The following is a 24,195-nucleotide window of genomic DNA, read 5'->3' as shown; positions in this document are numbered from 1 at the left end:
CGACAGGCCGCAGGGGGCGTCCTGTCGAGAACCGGGACCGAGATCAGGACCAGGACCGGGCCGGGTCGAACTCGGCGCAGGTCAGCCGTTCTGGCTCGACGGGCGGTGGAACAGCGCCCGCCGACGGGCGGACAGGCGGGTCCTCAGAGTCGTCCGGACGGCAGAGATCCTCCACATCACCCGGACGGCCGAACGAGGGGCGAGGAGGGCGCGCAGACGGGCCGGACGGCTCGCGGAGGCCCTGAAGGACTTCGCGACCAGACGCGCGTCGTTCGCGAGGCTCGCCACCGGCCGGGGGCGCGGAGCGTAGAGAACCTGCTCCACGGCCGTGGCCAGCCGGTGCACCGCGTCCGAGGCCTCCGGATCCAGCTTCCCGAGCCGGACGATCCGCTCGGCCGCCTTCCTCGGCGTCTGCGACCCCTCCGGCGCGATCCCGTGGTCCCACGCCGTGTCGGTCACCTCCGACCAGACCCCCAGCGTGTACGCGGCCACGTCCGCCTCGGTACGGCCGTGGCCGCCGAGCCGGACCGCCCGTACCCGCATCCGCCACAGCAGGGGCAGCAGCGGCACTCCCAGGACCAGGAGTCCGGTCAGCGTCAGTCCGAGGATCCTGGTCCAGGGCCAGTCGTCGTCCTGGGGACCGATCACCGCGGAGGACTGACCGGGGCAGGACGCCAGCTTCCGCAGCTGGGCCGAGCAGCTCTCGCTCGCCGACGGTTCGGCCGAGGGCTCCGCGGACGCCGAGACCGTCGGCTTCGGGGCGGCGGACTCGACGGTGCCCGGCGTGTTCGTCTGGGTGTAGGACGGCGCCGAGCCCCGGCTCGGGGTCGGCTCGAAGCGGGTCCAGCCCACGCCCTCGAAGTACAGCTCGGGCCAGGCGTGCGCGTCCCGCAGCCCCACCGCCGTCCAGCCGTCCGCCTGCGGGGTCCCCGGTGTGAAGCCCACCGCCACACGGGCCGGGATTCCGAGCGTCCGCGCCATCGAGGCCATCGCGAAGGAGAAGTGGACGCAGAAGCCCTCCTTCTTCTTCAGGAAGCTCGCGATCGCGGTGGAGCCGGTACCCACATGGACGTCGGTGTTGTACCGGAAGTCACCGCTGACGGCGAAGTAGTCCTGGAGCTTGACCGCCTGCTCGTAGTGGTTGGCCGAGCCCGCGGTGACCTCGCGCGCCGTCCTCGCCACCACCGCGGGCAACGACCGCGGAACCTTGGTGTACTCGCGCTTCATCGCGGGTGAGGGTTCCGGGGCGCCCGCCAGCTGCTGCGCCGTCGGCTCCACCATCAGGCTCGAGACCTCGTACCGCGCGCCACTCGTGTTCTGTCCGTGGTCGCCGATGAGGGTGCGCCCCACGGGTTCGTAGCGCCAGTTGCCGCTGATGTCGACCTCGCTGGCCGGATACGGCATCGGCAGCCAGTTCTGCACGTACCCGTCGGCGGCCTCGATCCGGGTCCGGACCGTCGCCCGCTTGACCTCGCCGGAGAGTCCGACCGGCGCCGGGAACGTCGCCGGCACGGCCACGGTCCGGCGCTCCGTCGACTTCCACCGCGTGCCGTCGAAGTCGTCCATCGAGCCGATCCGCAGATACAGGCCCTGGGTGTCCGAGGCAGTGGTGCGGTACGTCATGACCGTGCGGTCCTCGTCCGCCTTCAGGCTGTCCTGGAGCGCGACCAGCGTGTTCACCGAGGAGAACCCGCCGCCGACCCCGGTGCCGTTGCCGATGCCCCGTCCCGCGCTGTCCAGCAGACCGCCGTCGAGCGAGGGCAGGGCGAGCGGAACGAACAGGGCGACGCCCAGCGCGACCGCGCCGATCCGCCGCCCGGTGCGGACGGGCGCGACGGCACCGCTCGCGGGCGGCGGGCCCGGCGTGCGGGCCGCGCCGCCGAAGACACGGCCCCACTGCGAGAGCCGGTCCCGGCCCTCGGCCAGCAGCAGCATCAGATAGCCGGCGGCCGCGAGCAGGAACCACAGCCAGGCCGCGCCGCCGCCGGAGAGGCCGGCGGCGACCGCGTACAGGGCGAGCAGCGGAAGGCCGGCGGGCGCGGCGCTGCGATAGGTCACCGCGAAGGCGTCCACCGCGAGTCCGATCACCAGGACACCGCCGACCACCATCAGCCGGATCCCGTCCGACAGCGGGGCCGGGATCGAGTACCTGCCGACGTCGTCGGCGCCCGCCCGGAGCAGCGCCGAGAAGTGCTGGAAGGCGTCGGGCCCGGGGACGATCCCGGCGAGGGCCTGATGCCGGGCGAAGACCAGCGTCAGCAGCATCAGCGTCACCAGCGCCTGTGCCGCCACGGTCAGCGGCCGGGCCAGCGGGACCCTCCGGGTCAGCGCGCCGACACCGGTCTGCACGGCCAGCAGGAACACCGCCTGGAAGATCCACGTCGCCGGGCTCACCAGCGGCAGCAGCGCACAGGACGTCATCAGTGTGGCCGCCGCCGCGCACAGCGCCAGCCGGGCTCGTCCGCTCATACGCCGCCACCTCCCGCGACAGTCCCCGCCGTCGGCGCGTGGGTGCGCTGACGGTCCGCCTCGCGCCACAGGTCGGCGAGCGACGCCCCCCGTGGTACCCGCACGGCGGTCCAGCCCGCCTCGCGCAGCATGCGCAACGGGTCCGTGCTCCTGTCCGGCGGGCCGGGCACATCGGCCGGTTCCCGCACCCAGGAGTCACTGTCCAGCACGAACGCGACGGCCCCGCCGCTGCGCCGGCGCATCTTGCCGAGCACGGTCGCCTGCTCCTCGTCGAGATCGCCGAGGAAGGCGATCAGCAGTCCTTCGTTGCCGCCGCGCACCACTTCGTACGCCCGGGAGAGGCCCGTGCCGTCCGAGTGGTCGACGACGGCGAGCGTGTCCATCATCATCCCGGCGGCGTCCGCCGACTCCTGGCCGGAGCCCGCGAACCCGTCGGCGCCCTCGCCGGGCACCGAGCTGCCGGTGTCCGTCAGGAGGCGCACGGAGAAGCCCCGTTCGAGCATGTGCACCAGCGTGGACGCCGTTCCCGAGACGGCCCATTCGAAGGCCGAGTCGGGGCCCGCGCCCTGGAAGGCGGCGCCCCGGGTGTCCAGCAGCACGGTGCAGCGGGAGCGCTGGGGCTGCTCCTCGCGGCGGACCATCAGCTCGCCGTAGCGGGCGGTCAGCCGCCAGTGCACGCGGCGCAGGTCGTCGCCGTAGCGGTAGCCGCGCGGAATGATGTCGTCCTCGCCGGCCAGGGCGAGGGCGCGCTGCCGCCCGTCGCCGTACCCCTTCGCCTCGCCGGTCAGCCGCACCGGCGGCAGCGCCTCCACGCGCGGGATGACGGTCAGGGTGTCGTACGCCGAGAAGGAGCGGGTCAGCTCGCACATGCCGAACGGGTCGGTCAGCCGCAGCTGGAGCGGGCCCAGCGGGTAGCGGCCGCGCAGGTCCGAGCGCACACGGTAGGACACCTCGCGGCGGCCGCCCGCCTCCACCCGGTCCAGCACGAAGCGGGGGCGCGGACCGAGGACGTACGGAACCTTGTCCTGGAGCATCAGCAGACCGGTGGGCAGCCGCGAGACGTTGTCCATGCGCAGATGCACGCGGGCCTCGGAACCGGCGGGCACGCGTCCGGGGGAGAGCCTGCGGCTGCCCGCGACCCGGTAGCGGGTGCGGTACAGCACGGTCGCGCAGATCAGCGGCAGTACCGCGAGGAGCAGCCCGACCCGGAGCAGTTCGCTCTGCCCCAGGACGTACGCGCAGATCGCGGCGGCCACTCCGGCGGCCAGGAACGAGCGGCCGCGTGTGGTGAGGCCGGCGAGCGCGGTGCGCAGCCCGCCCTTGTCCTCGGCGGTGTGTCCCGCGCTCGCCTGCGCCATCACAGCCTCCGGGGCGGCTGCTGGTCGTAGGCGGGCGCGCCCCGGCCCGTCGAGAGGCCGGACCGCTGGTGATCGGCCGGTACCGGGGTGCGCTGCAGGATCTCCTGGACGACCTGCTCGGCCGTGCGCCGGTTCAGCTGCGCCTGGGCCGTGGGCAGCAGACGGTGGGCCAGGACCGCGACGGCGAGCGCCTGCACGTCGTCCGGCAGCGCGTAGTCCCGGCCGCCGAGAGCGGCGGCCGCCTTGGCCGCGCGCAGCAGATGCAGTGTGGCGCGGGGCGAGGCGCCGAGTCTGAGGTCGGGGTGGGTGCGCGTGGCCGCCACCAGGTCCACCGCGTAGCGGCGTATCGCGTCGGCGACGTAGACCGTGCGGACCGCGTCGATCAGTTTCACGATGTCGTGCGCGTGGGCGACCGGCTGGAGGTCGTCCAGCGGGTTCACGCTGCCGTGGACGTCCAGCATCTGCAGTTCGGCCTCCGCGCTGGGGTAGCCGATGGAGACACGGGCCATGAAGCGGTCGCGCTGGGCCTCCGGCAGCGGATAGGTGCCCTCCATCTCGACCGGGTTCTGGGTGGCCACCACCATGAACGGACTGGGCAGCTCGTAGGTCTGTCCGTCGATGGTGACCTGCCGCTCCTCCAGCGACTCCAGGAGTGCGGACTGCGTCTTGGGCGAGGCGCGGTTGATCTCGTCGCCGATCACGATCTGGGCGAAGATCGCGCCCGGCTTGAACTCGAAGTCCCGGCGCTGCTGGTCCCAGATGGACACGCCCGTGATGTCCGAGGGCAGCAGGTCGGGCGTGAACTGGATGCGCCGCACCGAGCAGTCGATGGAGCGCGCCAGCGCCTTGGCCAGCATGGTCTTGCCGACGCCGGGGACATCCTCGATCAGAAGATGCCCCTCGGCGAGCAGCACGGTCAGCGAAAGCCGTACGACCTCAGGCTTGCCCTCGATCACTCCTTCCACCGAACTGCGGACACGCTCCGCAGTGGCGGTCAGATCAGTGAGGCTCGCTCGATCGTCATAGGTCGTCACCCGGCCCTCCTCGGCCCGTTCGGGCCGACGCCCTGTGCGGACCGGCCCACCCCGAAACACGGGCACCACGCGCGAAAGGTTCCGCGTGACGCCACACCCGCATTCTTGTTGCCGTTACCGGTTCGTGTCATCCGCCTGTGGACAAGTGGCCGCGATATGTCAGTTCTTACGGCTCTTTGGGCACCGGACGGCCGGGGTTTTTGTGGAGAAGAGAGTCCCACGAGCTGCGGAGGGCCGGCGACCGGGGACGTCGGGCGGGGCAGGTCAGGAGGGGTCGATCTCCCGCAGCAGACCGGTCGTGACGTCGAAGACGAAGCCGCGCACGTCGTCGGTGTGCACCAGGAACGGGGAGGTGCGCACGCGCTGCATCGACTGCCGTACGTCCTGGTCGACGTCCCGGAAGGCCTCGACCGCCCACGCGGGGCGCTGGCCGACCTCCATCTCCAGGTCGTGCCGGAACTCCTCCGTGAGGGACTCCAGGCCGCAGCCGGTGTGGTGGATGAGGGCCACGCTGCGGGTGCCGAGGGCCCGCTGGCTGATGGTGAGGGAGCGGATGACGTCGTCGGTGACCACGCCGCCCGCGTTGCGGATGGTGTGACAGTCGCCCAGCCTGAGGCCGAGCGCGGCGTGCAGGTCGAGGCGGGCGTCCATGCACGCGACCACGGCGACCCGCTGCACGGGGCGGGCGTCCATCCCGGGGTCGGTGAAGGCGGCGGCGTATTTCCCGTTCGCCTCGACGAGGCGGTCGGTGACCGAGTGCCCCGTGTCTATGGCGTCTTCGGGCTCGGTGGGAACAGATGCGGAAGTCGTCATACCCATGACGTTACTGGTCACGTGGGGGCCGAGCGTGTCGTGAGAGGGGACAAAAAATGTCATCGCAGCTTGTTGTGAGGTAATCCACACGGGCGGTGACGACCTGCCCGTTCGGGTGACTCTTCCGGATCCGCGGCTTCGGTCCGGGCCTCGTCCGCGACGCGCAAGCCGGTTGATTGACCGTGAGACACCGTGGACTAAAGTGGCGCGAAGCGGGAGGCGAGGCTCTCCCCGCTGGACTGTTTTCCCTGGAGACCCGGCGACCTTCCGGGCTCTCCCCGCGTGCGCGGCGCGTACGTACGGCTCGGCCTCCTCCCGCTCCCGGTCGGCCGACGCCATTCATCCGGCGCCGGCGGGCCTCCCCTTCCCGAGCGGGTGGGGACCCGGCAGTGCGTATGGCCGCGCCGGACCTGAGAGGGCCCGGAATGCAAGGGCGCGAAGCGCTTCCCGACGAGGCTGACGACGGGCGACCGGAGGGGCGGAGCCGACACGTCCCGGTCATGCTCGAGCGGTGCCTGGACATGCTGGCCCCGGCCCTCGCCGAGCCGGGAGCCGTGGTCGTCGACTGCACGCTCGGGCTCGGCGGTCACAGCGAGGCACTGCTCACCCGGTTCCCCGGAGTGCGGCTCGTCGCCCTGGACCGCGACAAGGAGGCGCTGCGCCTCTCCGGAGAGCGGCTCGCCCCCTACGGCGACCGCGCCGCCCTGGTGCACGCCGTCTACGACGAACTCCCCGACGTGCTCGACCGCCTGGACATCCCCCGCGTCCAGGGCGTCCTGTTCGACCTCGGCGTCTCCTCCATGCAACTCGACGAGGCGGACCGGGGGTTCGCGTACGCGCAGGACGCCCCGCTCGACATGCGCATGGACCAGACGACCGGCGTGAGCGCCGCCGAGGTGCTCAACACCTACCCGCCGGGCGAACTGGTGCGGATCCTGCGGGCCTACGGCGAGGAGAAGCAGGCCAAGCGGATCGTCTCCGCGATCGTGCGCGAGCGCGAGAAGGAGCCCTTCACCAACAGCGCGCGGCTCGTCGAGCTGATCCGTGACGCGCTGCCCCAGGCGGCCAAGCGCACCGGCGGCAACCCCGCCAAGCGCACCTTCCAGGCGCTGCGCATCGAGGTCAACGGCGAACTGAGCGTCCTGGAGAGGGCGATCCCCGCGGCCGTGAAGGCGCTCGCCGTCGGCGGCCGCATCGCCGTCCTGTCGTACCACTCGCTGGAGGACCGGCTGGTCAAGCAGGTGTTCGCGGCCGGTGCCGCCAACACCGCGCCGCCCGGACTGCCGGTCGTCCCCGAGCGCTACCAGCCCCGGCTCAAGCTCCTCACCCGCGGTGCCGAACTTCCCACCGAGGAAGAGGTCGCCGAGAACCGGCGAGCGGCCCCCGCCCGGCTGCGGGGGGCGGAGCGCGTCCGCGAGGAGTCCGCCGAGTGAGGCGCGGGGAGAAGGAGGGGCCGTGAGGCGGGAACCCGGACCCGCGCGGCGCCGCGGACCCGTTCCCCGGACCCGCCGGACGGCGGCGGCCGGGCGTCCGGGACCCTTGCGGTCCGGTGGGCCGGGGAACCGGATCCCCGGCGGTTTCGTGAGTAAGGGAACCGGACCCATGGAGCGGCCGTGAGGCCGGCACACCAGAGCCACAGGGAGGGCGCGTGAGCGGCAGACCCGAACTCAGGGGACGGGCCGCCCGGCTCGCGCGGCTCCTTCCGGCCGGGGCCGGACAGGCCGCCCGCACCCCCTTCGTCCTCCTGGTCGTCCTTCTCCTCGGCGGTGGCCTCATCGGGCTCCTCGTGCTGAACTCGGCGCTCAGCGAAGGCGCGTTCCGCCTCGACGACCTCCAGAAGGACACCAAGAGCCTCACCGACGAGGAGCAGGCCCTCCAGCGGGACGTGGACGCCTACTCCGCCCCCGACGCGCTCCAGCGCCGTGCCCGCGAACTCGGCATGGTCCCCGGCGGCGACCCGGCCTTCCTGGGTCCCGACGGCACGGTCAAGGGCGTTCCCGGAGCCGCCGGTTCCGCCGCGCGGTCCCCGATGATCACCCCGCCCGAGGTCCTCGCCCCGGCCCGGTCCGGGGCACCGTCCGCCTCGTCGCGGCAGTCGTCCGCACAGCCCTCCACGACCCCCGGCAGGTGACGGAAGTGTCCGACAGGGAACCGCCGCGCCGCCGAGTGCCCGGCCCCGCCAGGCCCGCGCGCCCGGCCGGCCGGAACCGCCCGGGTCCGGGCGCCCGCCCCGTGCGCCGCCCGGCCGCGGCCCGCTCCGACGGTCCGCGCGTCATCCGGCTGGGCAGCCCCCGCCCGCGTCTGCGCATGGTCAGCCTCGCGCTGACCCTGGTGATGACCGCGTTCGTGGTGCGGCTGCTCCAGGTGCAGGCCGTCGACGCGAGCACCTACGCCGCCAAGGCCGAACAGAACCGGTACGTCGGGCGCACCCTGGCCGCCGAGCGCGGCGGGATCACCGACCGCGACGGCGTCGAGCTGGCGACGAGCGTGGACGCGTACGACATCACCGCGGACCCGACGATGTTCACGCGCGAGGCCACCGGGGTGGGGGACGCCCCCGAACAGGCCGCGGCCCTCCTCGGCCCGATCATCGACCAGGACGTGGACACCGTCGCCGGGAAGCTGCGGACGAGGAACACCCGCTACACGCTCCTCGCGCACCGCCGCACCCCCCAGGTCTGGCAGCAGATCAAGGACCTGAAGAGCACGCTCGGGACCAAGGCCGAGACCGACAAGGGCACGGTCAACGTCCTCGCGGGCGTCCTCGCGGTCCCGGCCAGCAAGCGCGTGTACCCGAACGGCGATCTCGCCGCCGGGATACTGGGCTGGGTCAACGCCGACGGCAAGGGCGGCGGCGGCATCGAGCAGCAGTTGGACAAGGCGCTCACCGGTAAGGACGGCAAGATCCGCTACGCCCAGTCCGGGGGCCGCCAGGTGCCGACCGTGGGCTCCACCGAGACACCGGCCGTGGCCGGCTCCGACGTGGAGCTCACCATCGACCGGGACATCCAGTGGGCCGCGCAGGACGCCATCACCCAGCAGGTGAAGAAGTCCAGGGCGGACCGCGGCTACGTGATAGTGCAGGACACCAGGACCGGCCAGGTCCTCGCCATGGCCAACGCGCCCGGCTTCGATCCCAACGACCTGAGCCGGGCCGACACGGCGGCCATGGGCAACGCGGCCCTCCAGGACGCCTACGAGCCCGGCTCCACCGCCAAGGTGATGTCGATGGCCGCCGTCCTCCAGGAGAACGCGGCGACGCCCGGCACCCATGTCGTCGTGCCCAACCGGCTGCACCGCGGCGACCGGCTCTTCCAGGACGACGTCGACCACAAGACCTGGAACCTCACGCTCAACGGCGTGCTCGCCATGTCCAGCAACATCGGCACCATCCTGGCGACCGGCCAGCTCGGCAAGACCCAGAAACAGGCCAACCAGGTCCTCTACTCGTATCTGCGCAAGTTCGGCATCGGCAGCCCCACCGGGCTCGGATTCCCCGGCGAGACGGCGGGCATCCTCGCGCCCGCCGACAAGTGGTCGACCTCGCAGCAGTACACGATCCCTTTCGGCCAGGGCATGTCGATCAACGCGATGCAGGCGGCCTCCGTCTACTCGACGATCGCCAACGGCGGCGTGCGGATCGAGCCGACCCTGGTGCGCGGCACGAAGGGGCCCGACGGCCGCTTCACCCCCGCGCCCGCGCCGAAGAAGAACCGGGTCGTGAGCGAGAAGACGGCGAAGACGCTCGCGCAGATGCTGGAGTCCGTGGTGGACGACAAGCAGGGCACCGGCATCAAGGCGCGCATCCCCGGGTACCGGGTCGCGGGCAAGACCGGTACGGCCAACCGCGTGGATCCGGCCACCGGCAAGTATCACGGCTACACCTCCTCCTTCGCCGGATTCGCCCCGGCGGACAAGCCCCGGATCACCGTCTACTGCGCGATCCAGAACGCCACGAAGGGCCTCTACTTCGGCGGCCAGATCTGCGGGCCCGTCTTCAAGCAGGTGATGGAGTTCGCCCTCAAGACCCTTCAGGTCCCGCCCACCGGGGCCAAGGCGGCCCGGCTGCCCGTCGACTTCACGCCGTGACCGCCCCCGACCGCACTCCGTGATCAGCACCCCGCACAACGGACCAGGAACCACTCGTGACAACGATCACCCCGGACCCCGGGAACCAGAACCCCCAGCAGACCCCGTCCGAGCCCTCGCTTCGCCCCGGCGGGGGTGAGCCCGGTACGCTCACCGCCGTGCCACAAGCTGATCAGTCCCAAACCACCCAGAAGGACGTCCCTGTGACCTATCCGGGGCCGCCGCGTCCGGTTCACGTCTCCGCCACCCCCGTCGCGGAGCTGGCTGATCAGCTGGGTGCCGAGCAGCCGGAGAGCGACGCCGGGGTCACGGGCATCACCCATGACTCCCGGGCGGTGCGCCCCGGCGACGTGTACGCCGCCCTGCCCGGTGCCCGTCTGCACGGCGCCGACTTCGTGACCCAGGCGGCCGGCCTCGGCGCCGTCGCCGTGCTCACCGACCCGACCGGCGCCGAGCGCGCCGCGGCCACCGGTCTGCCGGTCCTCGTCGTCGAGGACCCGCGCGGATCGATGGGCGAGCTGGCGGCCACCATCTACGGCCACCCGGGACGCGACCTCCTCCAGATCGGCATCACGGGCACCTCCGGCAAGACCACGACGGCCTACCTCGTCGAGGGCGGCCTGAAGACGGTCCGCTCCACCGGCCTGATCGGCACCGTCGAGATGCGCATCGGCGACGAGCGCATCAAGTCGGAGCGCACCACGCCCGAGGCCACCGACCTCCAGGCCCTGTTCGCCGTCATGCGCGAGCGCGGCGTCGACTCGGTCGCGATGGAGGTCTCCAGCCACGCGCTGGTCCTCGGCCGCGTCGACGGCTGCGTCTTCGACGTCGCCGTCTTCAACAACCTCAGCCCGGAACACATGGAGTTCCACACGGGCATGGAGGACTACTTCCAGGCCAAGGCCCAGCTGTTCACGGCCCGGCGCAGCCGGCTCGGCGTCGTGAACCTCGACGACGAGTACGGCCGCAGGCTCGCCGGGGAGGCCACCGTCCCGGTCGTCACCTTCTCCGCCGAGGGCCACCCGGACGCCGACTGGCGCGCCGAGGACGTCGAGGTCGGGCCGATGGACTCCACGTTCACCGCGGTCGGCCCCAAGGGCGAGCGGATCACCGCCCGCTCGCCGCTCGCGGGCCCCTTCAACGTGGCGAACACCCTCGCCGCGATCGTCGCCCTCACGGCCGCCGGGATCGACGCGCAGACCGCCGCGGACGGCATCGCCGCCGTCCCGGGGGTCCCGGGCCGGCTGGAGCGGGTGGACGAGGGGCAGCCGTACCTCGCCGTCGTCGACTACGCCCACAAGACGGACGCCGTCGAATCGGTCCTGCGCGCCCTGCGCAAGGTGACCGAGGGCAGACTGCACGTGGTGCTCGGCTGCGGCGGCGACCGGGACAGGACCAAGCGGAAGCCGATGGGCGCGGCCGTGGCCCGGCTCGCCGACACCGCCGTCCTCACCTCCGACAACCCCCGCTCCGAGGATCCGCTGGCGATCCTCGCCACGATGCTCGCGGGAGCCGCCGAGGTACCGGCCCACGAGCGCGGCGAGGTCCAGGTCTTCGAGGACCGGGCCGCCGCCATCGCCTCGGCCGTCGCGCGCGCAAAGCCGGGGGACACCGTGCTGGTCGCCGGCAAGGGCCACGAGCAGGGCCAGGACATCGCCGGGGTGGTGCGTCCCTTCGACGACCGCCAGGTACTTCGCGAAGCTATCCAGCAGACCCAGGGATGAACTTGTGATCGCCCTCTCCCTCGCCGAGATCGCAGCAGTCGTCGGCGGGCAGACGTACGACATACCGGATCCGGCGCTACAGGTCACCGGACCGGTCGTCAGGGACTCCCGTGAGGTGGAGTCCGGCAGCCTCTTCGTCGCCTTCGTCGGCGAACGCGTGGACGGCCACGACTACGCGGAGGCGGTGATCGAGGCGGGCGCGGCCGCCGTCCTGGCGTCCCGCCCCGTCGGCGTGCCCGCCATCGTCGTCGACGACGTGCAGACGGCCCTCGGCGCCCTCGCCCGCCACGTCGTGGAACGGCTCGGCGCGACCCTCGTGGCCCTCACCGGATCCGCGGGCAAGACCAGCACCAAGGACCTGATCGCCCAGGTCCTGCGGAGCAAGGCGCCGACCGTCTTCACCCCCGGCTCCCTCAACAACGAGATCGGACTGCCGCTCACCGCGCTCAGCGCCACCGAGGAGACGAAGTTCCTCGTGCTGGAGATGGGCGCCCGCGGCATCGGCCACATCCGCTACCTGACGGAGCTCACCCCGCCGAGGGTCGGTCTCGTCCTCAACGTCGGCACCGCCCACATCGGCGAGTTCGGCGGCCGCGAACAGATCGCGCGAGCAAAGGGCGAGCTCGTCGAGAGCCTCCCCGAGGACGGCGCCGCGATCCTCAACGCGGACGATCCCCTCGTACGCGCCATGGCGTCGCGCACGAAGGCGCGCGTGATCCTCTTCGGAGAGTCCGACGAAGCGGACGTACGGGCCGAGAACGTCCGGCTCACGGAGAGCGGACAGCCTTCCTTCAGTCTTCGCACACCCTCCGGGTGCAGTGATGTGACCATGCGCCTGTACGGTGAGCACCACGTGTCGAACGCGCTCGCCGCGGCCGCCGTCGCCCATGAGCTGGGCATGTCCGCAGACGAGATCGCCCGCGCGCTCTCCGAGGCGGGCTCCCTCTCCCGCTGGCGGATGGAGGTCACCGAGCGTCCGGACGGCGTGACGGTCGTCAACGACGCCTACAACGCGAACCCCGAGTCCATGCGGGCCGCCCTGCGCGCGCTCGCGGCGATGGGCAAGGGACGTCGTACGTGGGCGGTGCTCGGTCAGATGGCCGAGCTCGGGGACGAGGCGCTCGCCGAGCACGACGCGGTCGGACGGCTTGCCGTCCGGCTCAATGTCGGCAAGCTCGTCGCGGTCGGGGGCAGGGAAGCGTCCTGGCTGCAACTGGGCGCATATAACGAGGGTTCGTGGGGTGAGGAGTCGGTGCACGTGTCCGACGCACAGGCGGCTGTCGACCTGTTGCGCAGCGAGCTGCGCCCAGGGGACGTCGTGCTCGTGAAGGCGTCCAGGTCCGTCGGGCTGGAACGGGTGGCGCTCGCGCTGCTCGCCGACGGTACCGAGGGTGAGGTTTCCGCCCGATGATGAAGCAGATCCTGTTCGCGGGAGTCCTCGGTCTGTTCCTGACCCTGGCCGGCACGCCGCTGCTGATCAAGCTGCTGGCCCGCAAGGGCTACGGCCAGTACATCCGCGACGACGGCCCGCGCGAGCACGCCAGCAAGCGCGGTACGCCGACCATGGGCGGTATCGCCTTCATCCTGGCGACGATCGCCGCGTACTTCCTGAGCAAGCTCATCACCGGCTACCCGCCGACCTACTCGGGTCTGCTGGTCCTCGGCCTGATGTTCGGCATGGGCCTGGTCGGCTTCCTGGACGACTACATCAAGATCGTCAAGCGGCGTTCGCTCGGTCTGCGGGCCAAGGCGAAGATGGCCGGCCAGCTCATCGTCGGCATCGGCTTCGCGGTGCTGGCCCTGATGTTCCCCGACAACCGGGGCAACACCCCGGCCTCGGACAAGCTGTCGTTCATCACCGACTTCGGCTGGAAGATCGGCCCGGTGCTGTTCGTGCTCTGGGCGCTGTTCATGATCCTCGCGATGTCGAACGGCGTGAACCTCACCGACGGTCTGGACGGTCTCGCCACCGGCGCCTCCGTGCTCGTCTTCGGCGCCTACACGTTCATCGGCGTCTGGCAGTTCCAGGAGTCCTGCGCCAACGCGACGACCCTGACCAACCCGGGCGCCTGCTACGAGGTGCGCGACCCGCTCGACCTGGCCGTGGTGGCCTCCGCGCTGATGGGCGCCTGCCTGGGCTTCCTGTGGTGGAACACGTCACCCGCCAAGATCTTCATGGGCGACACCGGTTCGCTCGCCCTCGGCGGTGTCCTCACCGGCCTGGCCATCCTCTCCCGCACCGAGCTGCTGGTGGCCATCATGGGCGGCCTGTTCGTCCTCATCACCATGTCGGTCGTCATCCAGGTCGGCTCGTTCCGGCTCACCGGGAAGCGCGTCTTCCGGATGGCACCGCTCCAGCACCACTTCGAACTCAAAGGCTGGTCCGAGGTCCTCGTGGTGGTCCGTTTCTGGATCATCCAGGGCATCTGCGTGATCGTCGGACTCGGCCTCTTCTACGCAGGATGGGCAGCCAAGAAGTGACCGACTGGCAGGGGAAGCACGTCACCGTCGCCGGCCTCGGTGTCTCCGGGATCCCGGCGGCCAAGGTCCTGCACGGCCTCGGCGCGATCGTCACCGTCGTCAACGACGGCGACGACGAACGGGCCCGGGCGCAGGCCGCGGAGCTGGAGGCACTCGGCGTCACCGTGCGCCTCGGTGACGGCGCGACCCTGCCGGAGGGCACCGAGCTCATCGTGACCGCGCCCGGCTGGCAGCCGGACAAGCCGCTGTTCACCGCGGCCGCCGCGGCGGGCGTCCCGGTCTGGGGCGACGTCGAACTCGCCTGGCGGCTGCGGGGGCTGGACGGCAGGGAGCCGGCTCCCTGGCTCGCGGTCACCGGCACCAACGGCAAGACCACGACCGTCCAGATGCTCGCCTCCATCCTGAAGGCGGCGGGCCTGCGCACGGCTGCGGTCGGGAACATCGGCGTCTCCCTCCTCGACGCCGTCCTCGGCGAGGAGGAGTACGACGTCCTCGCGGTCGAACTCTCCAGCTACCAGCTCCACTGGGCGCCCTCGCTGCGCGCCCACTCCGGAGTGGTGCTGAACCTCGCGCCCGACCACCTGGACTGGCACGGCTCCATGGAGGCGTACGCCGCCGACAAGGGCCGTATCTACGAGGGCAATCGGGTCGCCTGCGTCTACAACGTGGCCGACAAGGCCACCGAGGACCTGGTGCGCGCCGCGGACGTCGAGGAGGGCTGCCGGGCCGTCGGCTTCACCCTCGGCGCCCCGGGGCCCTCCCAACTCGGCGTCGTGGACGGCATCCTGGTCGACCGCGCCTTCGTCGAGAACCGGCAGCGCAACGCCCAGGAGCTGGCGGAGGTCTCCGACGTGACCCCGCCCGCCCCGCACAACATCGCCAACGCCCTCGCGGCGGCGGCCCTCGCACGCGCCTTCGGAGTGCCTCCGAGGGCCGTACGGGACGGACTGCGGGACTTCACCCCGGACGCGCACCGCATCGCGCACGTCGCCGACGTGGACGAGGTCGCCTACGTCGACGACTCCAAGGCCACCAACACGCATGCCGCGGAAGCCTCCTTGGCGGCCTACGAGTCGATCGTGTGGATCGCCGGCGGGCTCGCCAAGGGCGCGGCCTTCGACGAGCTGGTCGCCCGGTCCGCGAAGCGGCTGCGGGGCGTCGTCCTGATCGGCGCGGACCGCGTGCTGATCCGTGAAGCCCTGGCGCGACACGCCCCCGAGGTACCGGTCGTCGACCTCGACCGGACCGACACTGGGGCGATGCTCGCGGCTGTCCAGGAGGCCAGGAGGCTCGCCGAGCCCGGGGACACGGTGCTGTTGGCCCCGGCCTGTGCGTCCATGGACATGTTCGCCAACTACAACAAGCGCGGTGACGCGTTCGCGGAGGCGGTCCGCGAACTCGGCGCCTGACCCGGTTGCCTGGCCGGGCGGACCTGGGAGGGACGGACGCGTGACATCGCTGTGGCCCGGAGACTCCGATGCCGACTAGCAGGACCGGCCGCCCTCCCGCGCGGAAGGCCGGCCGGCCCGCCGCACGGGTGCCGCGCGACAATCCCGTACGCCGTCTCCACCTGCGTGCCCGCAAGGCCTGGGACCGGCCGCTGACCGCGTACTACCTGATCCTCGGCGGCAGCCTGCTGATCACCGTGCTGGGGCTCGTGATGGTCTACTCGGCCTCGCAGATCACGGCGCTCCAGCTGTCGCTGCCCGGGTCGTACTTCTTCCGCAAGCAGTTCCTGGCCGCGCTGATCGGCGGTGCGCTGCTGTTCGCCGCCTCACGGATGCCGGTGAAGCTGCACCGGGCCCTGGCCTACCCGATCCTGGCGGGTGCCGTCTTCATGATGGTCCTGGTGCAGGTGCCCGGGATAGGGCTCTCGGTCAACGGCAACCAGAACTGGATCTCGCTGGGCGGCTCGTTCCAGATCCAGCCCAGCGAGTTCGGCAAGCTCGCGCTCGTGCTCTGGGGAGCCGATCTGCTCGCCCGCAAGCAGGAGCGGCGGCTGCTGACCCAGTGGAAGCACATGCTGGTCCCGCTCGTGCCCGCCGCCTTCATGCTGCTCGGCCTGATCATGCTCGGCGGCGACATGGGCACCGCGATCATCCTCACGGCCATCCTGTTCGGGCTGCTGTGGCTGGCCGGGGCGCCCACCCGGCTGTTCGTGGGCGTGCTGTCCGTCGCCCTGGCGATCGGCTTCGTCCTCATCAAGACGAGTCCCAACCGCATGTCCAGGCTGGCCTGCATCGGTGCGACGGAGCCGGGGCCGAACGACACCTGCTGGCAGGCCGTGCACGGCATCTACGCCCTCGCCTCCGGCGGATTCTTCGGTTCCGGTCTCGGTGCCAGCGTGGAGAAATGGGGCCAACTGCCCGAAGCGCACACCGACTTCATCTTCGCCATCACTGGGGAGGAACTGGGCCTCGCGGGGACGCTGTCGGTGCTCGCCCTCTTCGCGGCTCTAGGCTATGCGGGTATCCGCGTGGCCGGACGCACGGAGGACCCCTTCGTGAGGTATGCCGCGGGAGGCGTGACCACCTGGATCACGGCCCAGGCCGTGATCAACATCGGTGCGGTGCTCGGTCTGCTGCCGATCGCCGGTGTCCCGCTCCCGCTGTTCTCCTACGGAGGGTCCGCCCTGCTGCCGACCATGTTCGCCATCGGGCTGCTGATCGCCTTCGCGCGTGAGGATCCCGCTGCGCGGGCGGCTCTCGCGATGCGGCAACCCCGCTTTGGCAGAAAGCGGGGTGCGGTGAGAGAGTCCGCAAGGGCCGCGGGGCCCCGGAGATGGAACACGATGCGACGGCGTGCCTCTGCGGCGCGTTCGTCCGGAGAGCGGTGAATTTCGGTGCATGTCGTACTCGCCGGCGGGGGGACCGCCGGCCACATCGAGCCCGCGCTCGCCCTCGCGGATGCCCTGCGCAGGCAGGACCCGACCGTGGGGATCACGGCCCTGGGCACGGAACGGGGGCTCGAGACCCGGCTCGTACCCGAGCGCGGCTACGAACTCGCGCTCATCCCGGCCGTGCCGCTGCCGCGCAAGCCCACCCCGGAGCTGATCACCGTCCCCGGGCGGCTGCGCGGCACGATCAAGGCCGTCGAGCAGATCCTGGAGCGGACCAAGGCGGACGCGGTCGTCGGCTTCGGCGGCTACGTGGCCCTGCCCGGCTATCTGGCGGCCAAGCGCCTCGGCGTGCCGATCGTCATCCACGAGGCCAACGCCAGGCCCGGACTGGCCAACAAGATCGGTTCGCGGTACGCGGCCCAGGTCGCCGTCTCCACGCCCGACAGCAAGCTCCGCGGGGCGCGTTACATCGGCATCCCGCTGCGCCGCTCCATCGCCACCCTCGACAGGGCCGCCGTACGGCCCGAGGCGCGCGCCGCGTTCGGTCTCGACCCGAACCTGCCGACGCTCCTCGTGTCGGGCGGCTCGCAGGGCGCCCGCCGCCTCAACGAGGTGGTCCAGCAGGCGGCTCCGTACCTCCAGCAGGCCGGGATCCAGATCCTGCACGCGGTCGGCCCGAAGAACGAACTGCCGCAGGTGCACCAGATGCCGGGGATGCCCCCGTACATCCCGGTACCGTACGTGGACCGGATGGATCTCGCGTACGCCGCGGCCGACATGATGCTCTGCCGCGCCGGAGCGATGACCGTCGCCGAGCTCTCCGCCGTCGGACTGCCCGCCGCCTACGTCCCGCTGCCCATCGGCAACGGCGAACAGCGGCTGAACGCCCAGCCGGTGGTCAAGGCCGGCGGCGGACTGCTGGTCGACGACGCGGAACTCACCCCGCAGTGGGTGCAGCAGAACGTGCTGCCCGTGCTCGCCGACCCGCACAAGCTGTACGAGATGTCGCGCGCCGCCGGTGAGTTCGGCCGCCGGGACGCCGACGACCTGCTCGTCGGCATGGTGTACGAGGCGATCGCCTCGCGCCACCACTAGGACCGCATGAGGGAAGGCAGGGAGCGTGGCCGGACCGACGACCGCCGAGCGCGGTGAACGGCAGAAGCCGGAGTCCGGCCCGCCCCGGCCGCCCCTCGTCGGGCGGATCCGCCGCTTTCGTAGGCTCATCATCCTTTTGTCCGCCGTGGTGTTGGCCGGGGCCGCCACGGTGTGGACCCTCTACGGTTCCCCCTGGCTGCGCACGGAGGGCGTGCAGGTCTCCGGGGTGCGGGTGCTGACCGCCGCGCAGGTGCGGGAGGCGGCCGGCGTGCCGGTCGGGTCCCCGCTGGTCTCCGTCGACACGGACGCGATCGAGGCGCGCCTGCTCAGGGAGTTGCCCCGGATCGACTCGGTCGAGGTCGTCCGGTCCTGGCCGCACGGAATCGGTCTGGAAGTGACCGAACGGACTCCGGTGCTGATCGTCGGAAAAGGCGCGAAGTTCGTCGAAGTGGACGCCGAGGGCGTCCGGTTCGCCACGGTTCCCGAAGCCCCGAAGGGCGTGCCCGTCCTGGAGTTGGCGGTGTCGAAGGGCGCCGCCGCGCGTCGCTTCCCCGCCGACCGCCTGGTGCGCGAGGCGGTGCGGATCGCCGGGGACATCCCGGGCGAAGTCGCCCGTGACACCCGTACCGTCAAGGTCCGTTCCTACGACGCCGTCTCGCTGGAACTGGGGGGCGGCCGGACCGTCGAGTGGGGCAGCGCCGAGAGGGGCCGGGCGAAGGCCAGGACGCTCCTTGCTCTCATGAAAGCCGATCCCGGGGCCCGGCACTTCGACGTGAGTGCTCCCACAGCCCCCGCCTCGTCGGGCAGTTGACCGGCATCGGTGCAGGCCAGCACCCTGGTTGGGCAGTGCTGCGCCTGATCACATAGGGTGAAAAGAAAAACGGGAGGTTCGGCGTGTTCGTTGAACGCGCGCCGCTTGTCGACTTAGTGTCCTGTTCGGAAGAGTCCAAGGAACAGACACACTGGTAACCCTAAACTTCAGCGTTAGGGTTCGGGTCGGTGTTCGGACCGTCCCGTTCGGCATCAGTCGTCGGATCGCGAGCGTGCGAGGCGGCGACACGTAACTCGAGGCGAGAGGCCTTCGACGTGGCAGCACCGCAGAACTACCTCGCAGTCATCAAAGTCATCGGTGTCGGCGGCGGTGGTGTCAATGCCATCAACCGGATGATCGAAGTCGGTCTCAAGGGCGTCGAGTTCATCGCCATCAACACCGACGCGCAGGCGCTGTTGATGAGCGACGCCGACGTCAAGCTCGACGTCGGCCGGGAACTCACGCGCGGCCTCGGGGCCGGAGCGAACCCGGCGGTCGGCCGCAAGGCCGCCGAGGACCACCGCGAGGAGATCGAGGAGGTCCTCAAGGGGGCCGACATGGTCTTCGTGACGGCCGGCGAGGGCGGCGGCACCGGCACCGGCGGCGCGCCCGTCGTGGCCAACATCGCCCGCTCGCTGGGAGCCCTCACCATCGGCGTGGTCACCCGCCCGTTCACCTTCGAGGGACGGCGCCGCGCCAACCAGGCCGAGGACGGCATCGCGGAGCTCCGCGAAGAGGTCGACACCCTCATCGTCATCCCGAACGACCGGCTGCTGTCCATCTCGGACCGCCAGGTCTCCGTCCTCGACGCCTTCAAGTCCGCCGACCAGGTCCTGCTCTCCGGTGTCCAGGGCATCACCGACCTGATCACCACGCCCGGTCTGATCAACCTCGACTTCGCCGACGTCAAGTCCGTCATGTCCGAGGCCGGTTCGGCGCTCATGGGCATCGGCTCCGCCCGCGGCGACGACCGCGCGGTGGCGGCGGCCGAGATGGCCATCTCCTCGCCGCTGCTCGAGGCGTCCATCGACGGCGCCCGCGGTGTCCTGCTCTCCATCTCCGGCGGCTCCGACCTCGGCCTGTTCGAGATCAACGAAGCGGCCCAGCTGGTCAGCGAGGCGGCGCACCCCGAGGCCAACATCATCTTCGGCGCGGTCATCGACGACGCCCTCGGCGACGAGGTCCGGGTCACCGTCATCGCCGCCGGCTTCGACGGCGGGCAGCCGCCGGCCAAGCGGGAGAACGTCCTCGGCTCGGCCACGGCCCGGCGCGAGGAGCCCGCTCCGTCCCGTCCCGCCGAGAGCCGCCCGTCCTTCGGGACGCTCGGCAGCGTCACGCCCAAGGAGCCCGCCCCGGAGCCCGCTCCGGAGCCGGTCAGCGAGCTGCCGGTGTCCCCCCCGCCGGTCCCGCCGTCCCGCTCCTACTCGGACAGCGCGGCCGAGGAACTGGACGTGCCGGACTTCCTGAAGTGATAGGACAGCGCTCCGCGGCGAGCACCGTGAGCGGCGCCCACTTCGCCTTCACCGACAGGTGGGGCGGGGTGAGCGCCGTTCCGTACGAGGAGCTCAACCTCGGCGGAGCGGTCGGCGACGACCCCGACGCCGTACGCGCCAACCGGGAACTGGCCGCCAAGGAGCTCGGGATCGATCCCGAGCGGGTCGTCTGGATGAACCAGGTGCACGGGCCGGACGTGGCGGTCGTGGAGGCACCCTGGGGTGCCTCGGAGATCCCCGCGGTCGACGCGGTCGTCACGACGCGGCGCGGGCTCGCGCTCGCCGTCCTCACCGCCGACTGCACGCCCGTCCTGCTGGCCGACCCCGTCGCCGGGGTGGCGGCCGCCGCGCACGCGGGACGGCCCGGCATGGTCGCCGGCGTGGTTCCCGCGGCCGTGCGGGCCATGGTGGAGCTCGGCGCCGACCCGGCCAGGATCGTCGCCCGCACCGGCCCCGCCGTCTGCGGACGGTGCTACGAGGTGCCGGGCGCGATGCGCGCCGAGGTCGCCGCCGTGGAGCCCGCGGCGTACGCCGAGACGTCGTGGGGGACGCCCGCGGTCGACGTGACCGCCGGGGTGCACGCGCAGCTGGAACGGCTCGGAGTGCGCGACCGGGAGCGGTCGCCGGTGTGCACGCTCGAATCGGGGGACCACTTCTCGTACCGGCGGGACCGCACGACCGGGCGGCTCGCGGGTTACGTCTGGCTGGACTGATGGGACATGACGGACCGTAAGGCTCAACTCGCCGCGAACCTGGCGAAAGTGGAAGAGCGCATCGCGGCGGCGTGCAGGGCCGCCGGGCGCGAACGCGAAGAGGTGACCCTGATCGTGGTCACCAAGACCTACCCCGCGAGTGATGTGCGGATCCTGTCGGGGCTCGGTGTGCGGCACGTGGCCGAGAACCGGGACCAGGACGCTGCGCCCAAGGCCGCGGAGTGCTCGGATCTGCCCCTGTCGTGGCATTTTGTCGGTCAATTGCAGACCAATAAAGTGCGCTCCGTGGTCGATTACGCGGATTTCGTACAGTCCGTGGACCGTTCCCGGCTCGTCACGGCCCTCTCGAAGGAAGCGGTGCGGGCGGGGCGCGAGGTGGGGTGCCTGGTCCAGGTCGCACTGGACGCGCAGGAGGGCGGCCGGGGTGACCGGGGAGGCGTGGGGGTCGGCGGGGTCGAGGAGTTGGCCGACCTCGTCGCGCAGTCCCCGGGGCTGCGGCTCGACGGGCTGATGACCGTCGCCCCGCTCGCCGGCGCATACGCGGGGCGTCAACAGGACGCCTTCGAGCGGCTGATGGATTTGTCGACTGTCGTGCGCCGGGCCCATCCGGCTGCGAACATGGTCTCGGCAGGGATGAGCTCGGATCTCGAACAGGCCGTGGCGGCCGGAGCGACACATGTACGCGTCGGTACTGCGGTACTCGGAGTCCGAACCGGCCTCCGGTAACGTCGCCAAGAAGTCGGACCACAGCAGAAAATATGGTCATTACCGCCAAATGCGGGCATAACGACCTCGTGGATCGCAGGCACTTGGCAATTCGTCAGCCGATCCACCACAGAGCGGAGGACTCAGAGCATGGCCGGCGCGATGCGCAAGATGGCGGTCTACCTCGGCCTCGTGGAGGACGATGGGTACGACGGCAGAGGATTCGACCCCGACGACGACTTCGAACCCGAGCTCGACCCGGAGCCCGAGCGGGACCGGCGGCGGCACGAGCCGCCGCACCAGTCACATCAGGCGCACTCGTCCCAAAGGGATGAACCGGTACGAGTGGTGCAGCCCTCGGCGCCGCGGGATCCGGTGCCGCATTCCGCCTCGCTCGCCGTGGAGTCCGGGCGTCCGGCACGCATCGCCCCCGTGGCGTCCATCACACAAGAACGTCAGAGCCTGGAGAAGAACGCCCCGGTGATCATGCCCAAGGTCGTGTCGGAACGAGAGCCGTACCGGATCACCACGCTGCACCCCCGGACCTACAACGAGGCCCGTACCATCGGGGAACACTTCCGTGAGGGCACCCCGGTGATCATGAACCTGACGGAGATGGACGACACCGACGCGAAGCGACTTGTCGACTTCGCCGCCGGTTTGGTGTTCGGTCTCCACGGCAGCATCGAGCGGGTGACGCAGAAGGTGTTCCTGTTGTCGCCTGCTAACGTCGATGTCACGGCGGAGGACAAGGCCCGCATCGCAGAGGGCGGGTTCTTCAACCAGAGCTGAGACGCAGGACCGGGAACATCGTATGGAAAACAGGGGAGAGGGAAGCGCGGATCATGAGCGTGGTCGGGCAGGTCTTCTACATCGCGCTGACGTGCTTCCTCATCGTGCTGTTCTTCCGGCTGGTCATGGACTACGTCTTCCAGTTCGCCCGCTCATGGCAACCCGGCAAGGCGATGGTGGTCGTTCTGGAGGCCACCTACACTGTCACCGATCCACCGCTCAAGCTTCTGCGGCGGTTCATTCCGCCGCTGCGTCTCGGGGGCGTGGCGCTTGACCTGTCCTTCTTCGTGCTGATGATCATCGTCTTCATCTTGATCAGACTTACGCAGAACATGATGTGAGCGATGTGAACGATACGGTCTTGCCGAATGCCGACGACTACGTTGAGGTGAAGAGATGCCGTTGACCCCCGAGGACGTGCGGAACAAGCAGTTCACGACCGTCCGCCTCCGAGAAGGCTATGACGAGGACGAGGTCGATGCCTTCCTCGACGAGGTCGAAGCCGAACTGACTCGCCTGCTCCGCGAGAACGAGGACCTGCGCGCCAAGCTGGCCGCCGCCACGCGCGCGGCCGCGCAGAACCAGCAGCAGCAGGGTATGCGCAAACCGCCCGAGCAGGACCAGCAGGGCCCGCCGCAGGGTATGCGAGGGCCCGGCGCTCCCGTGCCCGCCGGGATATCAGGCCCGCCGCAGGGCATGGGCGGCCCCATGGGCGGCCCGCCTCAGCTGCCGAGTGGTGCCCCCGCGCTGCCCGCGGGCCCCAGCGGCCAGGGTGGTCAGCAGGGTCAGGGCGGCCCCATGGGTCAGGGCGGTCCGATGGGCGGCCAGGGTCCGATGGGTCAGGGCGGCCCCATGGGCCAGGGCGGCCCGATGGGTCAGGGTCCGATGGGTCAGGGTGGCCCGATGGGTCAGGGCCCGATGGGCCAGGGCGGTCCCATGGGTCAGGGTCCCGGTCAGATGCAGCAGATGGGCGGTCCGATGGGCGGCCCCATGGGCGGTCCGATGGGTGGCCCCATGGGCGGTCCGATGGGCGGTCCGATGGGTGGCCCCATGGGCGGCCCCGGTCAGCAGATGCCGCAGCAGGGCCCCGGTGGCGACAGCGCCGCCCGTGTCCTCTCGCTGGCTCAGCAGACCGCCGACCAGGCCATCGCCGAGGCGCGCTCCGAGGCCAACAAGATCGTCGGTGAGGCCCGTAGCCGTGCCGAGGGTCTGGAGCGCGACGCCCGCGCCAAGGCCGACGCCCTGGAGCGGGACGCGCAGGAGAAGCACCGCGTCGCGATGGGCTCCCTGGAGTCCGCCCGCGCCACGCTGGAGCGCAAGGTCGAGGACCTGCGCGGCTTCGAGCGCGAGTACCGCACGCGCCTGAAGTCCTACCTGGAGTCGCAGCTGCGCCAGCTGGAGACGCAGGCGGACGACTCGCTCGCCCCGCCGCGCACCCCGGCCGCGGCGTCCCTGCCGGCGGCCTCCGCGCCCTCGATGGCTCCCGCGGGAGCCGGTGCGCCGTCCTACGGCGGCAACCCGGGCATGGGCGCGCCGTCGCAGGCGGGACCGTCCTACGGCGGTCAGCAGCAGATGTCGCCCGCGATGACCCAGCCGATGGCTCCGGTGCGGCCCCAGGGCCCGTCGCCGATGCAGCAGGCGCCCTCGCCGATGCGCGGGTTCCTCATCGACGAGGACGACAACTGACGGCGGCCCGCACGCCGTAGGCGTCGGCAGCATTCAGGGCGGGGCCCCCGGAGAGATCCGGGGGCCCCGCCCTTTTGCATGCCCGCCACGGGC

At 71.4% G+C, this 24,195-nt stretch carries 20 protein-coding genes; 16 read left to right on the top strand and 4 right to left on the bottom strand.

The annotated features are described in order from the left end of the window. Positions 1–81 precede the first annotated feature (81 nt). The 4 genes from ACICHK_RS12200 to ACICHK_RS12185 form a co-directional block, all read right to left on the bottom strand. Positions 82–2,469: a DUF3488 and DUF4129 domain-containing transglutaminase family protein gene (locus ACICHK_RS12200; protein WP_406836908.1), complete on the bottom strand. Its 2,388-nt coding sequence runs from the start codon at positions 2,467–2,469 to the stop codon at positions 82–84. Further along, a complete protein-coding gene (locus tag ACICHK_RS12195) occupies positions 2,466–3,827 on the bottom strand; it encodes a DUF58 domain-containing protein (RefSeq protein WP_406836907.1) in 1,362 nt (453 codons plus the stop codon). Before ACICHK_RS12195 ends, ACICHK_RS12200 begins: the two co-directional genes overlap by 4 nt. Next, positions 3,827–4,861, bottom strand: a complete 1,035-nt coding sequence (locus ACICHK_RS12190; RefSeq protein ID WP_151469727.1) for a MoxR family ATPase — start codon at positions 4,859–4,861, stop codon at positions 3,827–3,829. The genes ACICHK_RS12195 and ACICHK_RS12190 overlap by 1 nt, the downstream gene beginning before the upstream one ends. 264 nt (positions 4,862–5,125) lie before the next feature. Then, entirely contained in the window at positions 5,126–5,737 is a 612-nt protein-coding gene (locus ACICHK_RS12185; RefSeq protein ID WP_406836906.1) for a beta-class carbonic anhydrase, read from the bottom strand. 362 nt (positions 5,738–6,099) lie between these two features. On the opposite strand from ACICHK_RS12185, the gene rsmH reads away from it, so the two are divergent. From rsmH to ACICHK_RS12105, 16 genes are all read left to right on the top strand, one after another. Then, positions 6,100–7,107 carry a 16S rRNA (cytosine(1402)-N(4))-methyltransferase RsmH gene (gene rsmH / locus ACICHK_RS12180; RefSeq protein ID WP_406836905.1) on the top strand — a complete coding sequence of 336 codons (1,008 nt, stop codon included), beginning with the start codon at positions 6,100–6,102 and terminating at the stop codon, positions 7,105–7,107. Positions 7,108–7,322: 215 nt separating this feature from the next. Then, entirely contained in the window at positions 7,323–7,805 is a 483-nt protein-coding gene (locus tag ACICHK_RS12175; RefSeq protein WP_406836904.1) for a hypothetical protein, read from the top strand. 5 nt (positions 7,806–7,810) lie between these two features. Then, positions 7,811–9,763 (top strand): peptidoglycan D,D-transpeptidase FtsI family protein, encoded by a 1,953-nt coding sequence (locus ACICHK_RS12170; protein WP_406836903.1) that lies wholly within the window; start codon positions 7,811–7,813, stop codon positions 9,761–9,763. A 56-nt stretch (positions 9,764–9,819) separates the two neighbouring features. Next, positions 9,820–11,487, top strand: coding sequence for a UDP-N-acetylmuramoyl-L-alanyl-D-glutamate--2,6-diaminopimelate ligase (locus tag ACICHK_RS12165; RefSeq protein ID WP_406836902.1), 1,668 nt, complete (start codon positions 9,820–9,822; stop codon positions 11,485–11,487). 4 nt (positions 11,488–11,491) lie between these two features. Then, positions 11,492–12,898, top strand: coding sequence for a UDP-N-acetylmuramoyl-tripeptide--D-alanyl-D-alanine ligase (gene murF / locus ACICHK_RS12160; protein WP_406836901.1), 1,407 nt, complete (start codon positions 11,492–11,494; stop codon positions 12,896–12,898). Further along, positions 12,895–13,968, top strand: coding sequence for a phospho-N-acetylmuramoyl-pentapeptide-transferase (gene mraY, locus ACICHK_RS12155; protein ID WP_192582406.1), 1,074 nt, complete (start codon positions 12,895–12,897; stop codon positions 13,966–13,968). Before murF ends, mraY begins: the two co-directional genes overlap by 4 nt. After that, a complete protein-coding gene (gene murD, locus ACICHK_RS12150) occupies positions 13,950–15,377 on the top strand; it encodes a UDP-N-acetylmuramoyl-L-alanine--D-glutamate ligase (RefSeq protein WP_406836900.1) in 1,428 nt (475 codons plus the stop codon). Before mraY ends, murD begins: the two co-directional genes overlap by 19 nt. 68 nt (positions 15,378–15,445) lie before the next feature. Continuing rightward, complete coding sequence (ftsW, locus tag ACICHK_RS12145) at positions 15,446–16,804, top strand: putative lipid II flippase FtsW (protein ID WP_406836899.1); 1,359 nt, start codon at positions 15,446–15,448, stop codon at positions 16,802–16,804. A 6-nt stretch (positions 16,805–16,810) separates the two neighbouring features. Then, the gene (gene murG, locus ACICHK_RS12140; RefSeq protein WP_151469735.1) at positions 16,811–17,902 is read left to right on the top strand and encodes an undecaprenyldiphospho-muramoylpentapeptide beta-N-acetylglucosaminyltransferase; all 1,092 of its coding nucleotides are present in this window, start codon (positions 16,811–16,813) and stop codon (positions 17,900–17,902) included. Positions 17,903–17,927: 25 nt separating this feature from the next. Continuing rightward, a complete protein-coding gene (locus tag ACICHK_RS12135) occupies positions 17,928–18,713 on the top strand; it encodes a cell division protein FtsQ/DivIB (RefSeq protein WP_406836898.1) in 786 nt (261 codons plus the stop codon). A gap of 275 nt (positions 18,714–18,988) precedes the next feature. Then, positions 18,989–20,185: a cell division protein FtsZ gene (gene ftsZ, locus ACICHK_RS12130; protein WP_406836897.1), complete on the top strand. Its 1,197-nt coding sequence runs from the start codon at positions 18,989–18,991 to the stop codon at positions 20,183–20,185. Beyond that, complete coding sequence (pgeF, locus tag ACICHK_RS12125) at positions 20,182–20,919, top strand: peptidoglycan editing factor PgeF (RefSeq protein WP_406836896.1); 738 nt, start codon at positions 20,182–20,184, stop codon at positions 20,917–20,919. Before ftsZ ends, pgeF begins: the two co-directional genes overlap by 4 nt. Before the next feature lie 6 nt (positions 20,920–20,925). Next, complete coding sequence (locus ACICHK_RS12120; protein WP_151469739.1) at positions 20,926–21,645, top strand: YggS family pyridoxal phosphate-dependent enzyme; 720 nt, start codon at positions 20,926–20,928, stop codon at positions 21,643–21,645. 129 nt (positions 21,646–21,774) lie between these two features. Beyond that, a complete protein-coding gene (sepF, locus tag ACICHK_RS12115) occupies positions 21,775–22,416 on the top strand; it encodes a cell division protein SepF (protein ID WP_103552159.1) in 642 nt (213 codons plus the stop codon). A 53-nt stretch (positions 22,417–22,469) separates the two neighbouring features. Further along, entirely contained in the window at positions 22,470–22,757 is a 288-nt protein-coding gene (locus tag ACICHK_RS12110) for a YggT family protein (protein WP_103552149.1), read from the top strand. A gap of 55 nt (positions 22,758–22,812) precedes the next feature. Next, the gene (locus ACICHK_RS12105) at positions 22,813–24,102 is read left to right on the top strand and encodes a DivIVA domain-containing protein (RefSeq protein WP_151469740.1); all 1,290 of its coding nucleotides are present in this window, start codon (positions 22,813–22,815) and stop codon (positions 24,100–24,102) included. Positions 24,103–24,195: the final 93 nt, after the last annotated feature.

Source organism: Streptomyces sp. AHU1 (assembly GCF_045343905.1).
GTDB lineage: Bacteria > Actinomycetota > Actinomycetes > Streptomycetales > Streptomycetaceae > Streptomyces > Streptomyces triticiradicis.
This window is presented reverse-complemented; position numbering and strand designations above follow the sequence as displayed.

Excerpts from the sequence above, each read along its gene's own strand:
- ACICHK_RS12200 (WP_406836908.1), bottom strand. The coding sequence starts at position 2,469 with ATGAGCGGACGAGCCCGGCTGGCGCTGTGCGCGGCGGCGGCCACACTG.
- ACICHK_RS12195 (WP_406836907.1), bottom strand. The coding sequence starts at position 3,827 with ATGGCGCAGGCGAGCGCGGGACACACCGCCGAGGACAAGGGCGGGCTG.
- ACICHK_RS12185 (WP_406836906.1), bottom strand. The coding sequence starts at position 5,737 with ATGACATTTTTTGTCCCCTCTCACGACACGCTCGGCCCCCACGTGACC.
- rsmH (WP_406836905.1), top strand. The coding sequence starts at position 6,100 with ATGCAAGGGCGCGAAGCGCTTCCCGACGAGGCTGACGACGGGCGACCG.
- mraY (WP_192582406.1), top strand. The coding sequence starts at position 12,895 with ATGATGAAGCAGATCCTGTTCGCGGGAGTCCTCGGTCTGTTCCTGACC.
- murD (WP_406836900.1), top strand. The coding sequence starts at position 13,950 with ATGGGCAGCCAAGAAGTGACCGACTGGCAGGGGAAGCACGTCACCGTC.
- ftsW (WP_406836899.1), top strand. The coding sequence starts at position 15,446 with ATGCCGACTAGCAGGACCGGCCGCCCTCCCGCGCGGAAGGCCGGCCGG.
- ACICHK_RS12120 (WP_151469739.1), top strand. The coding sequence starts at position 20,926 with ATGACGGACCGTAAGGCTCAACTCGCCGCGAACCTGGCGAAAGTGGAA.
- sepF (WP_103552159.1), top strand. The coding sequence starts at position 21,775 with ATGGCCGGCGCGATGCGCAAGATGGCGGTCTACCTCGGCCTCGTGGAG.
- ACICHK_RS12110 (WP_103552149.1), top strand. The coding sequence starts at position 22,470 with ATGAGCGTGGTCGGGCAGGTCTTCTACATCGCGCTGACGTGCTTCCTC.
- ACICHK_RS12105 (WP_151469740.1), top strand. The coding sequence starts at position 22,813 with ATGCCGTTGACCCCCGAGGACGTGCGGAACAAGCAGTTCACGACCGTC.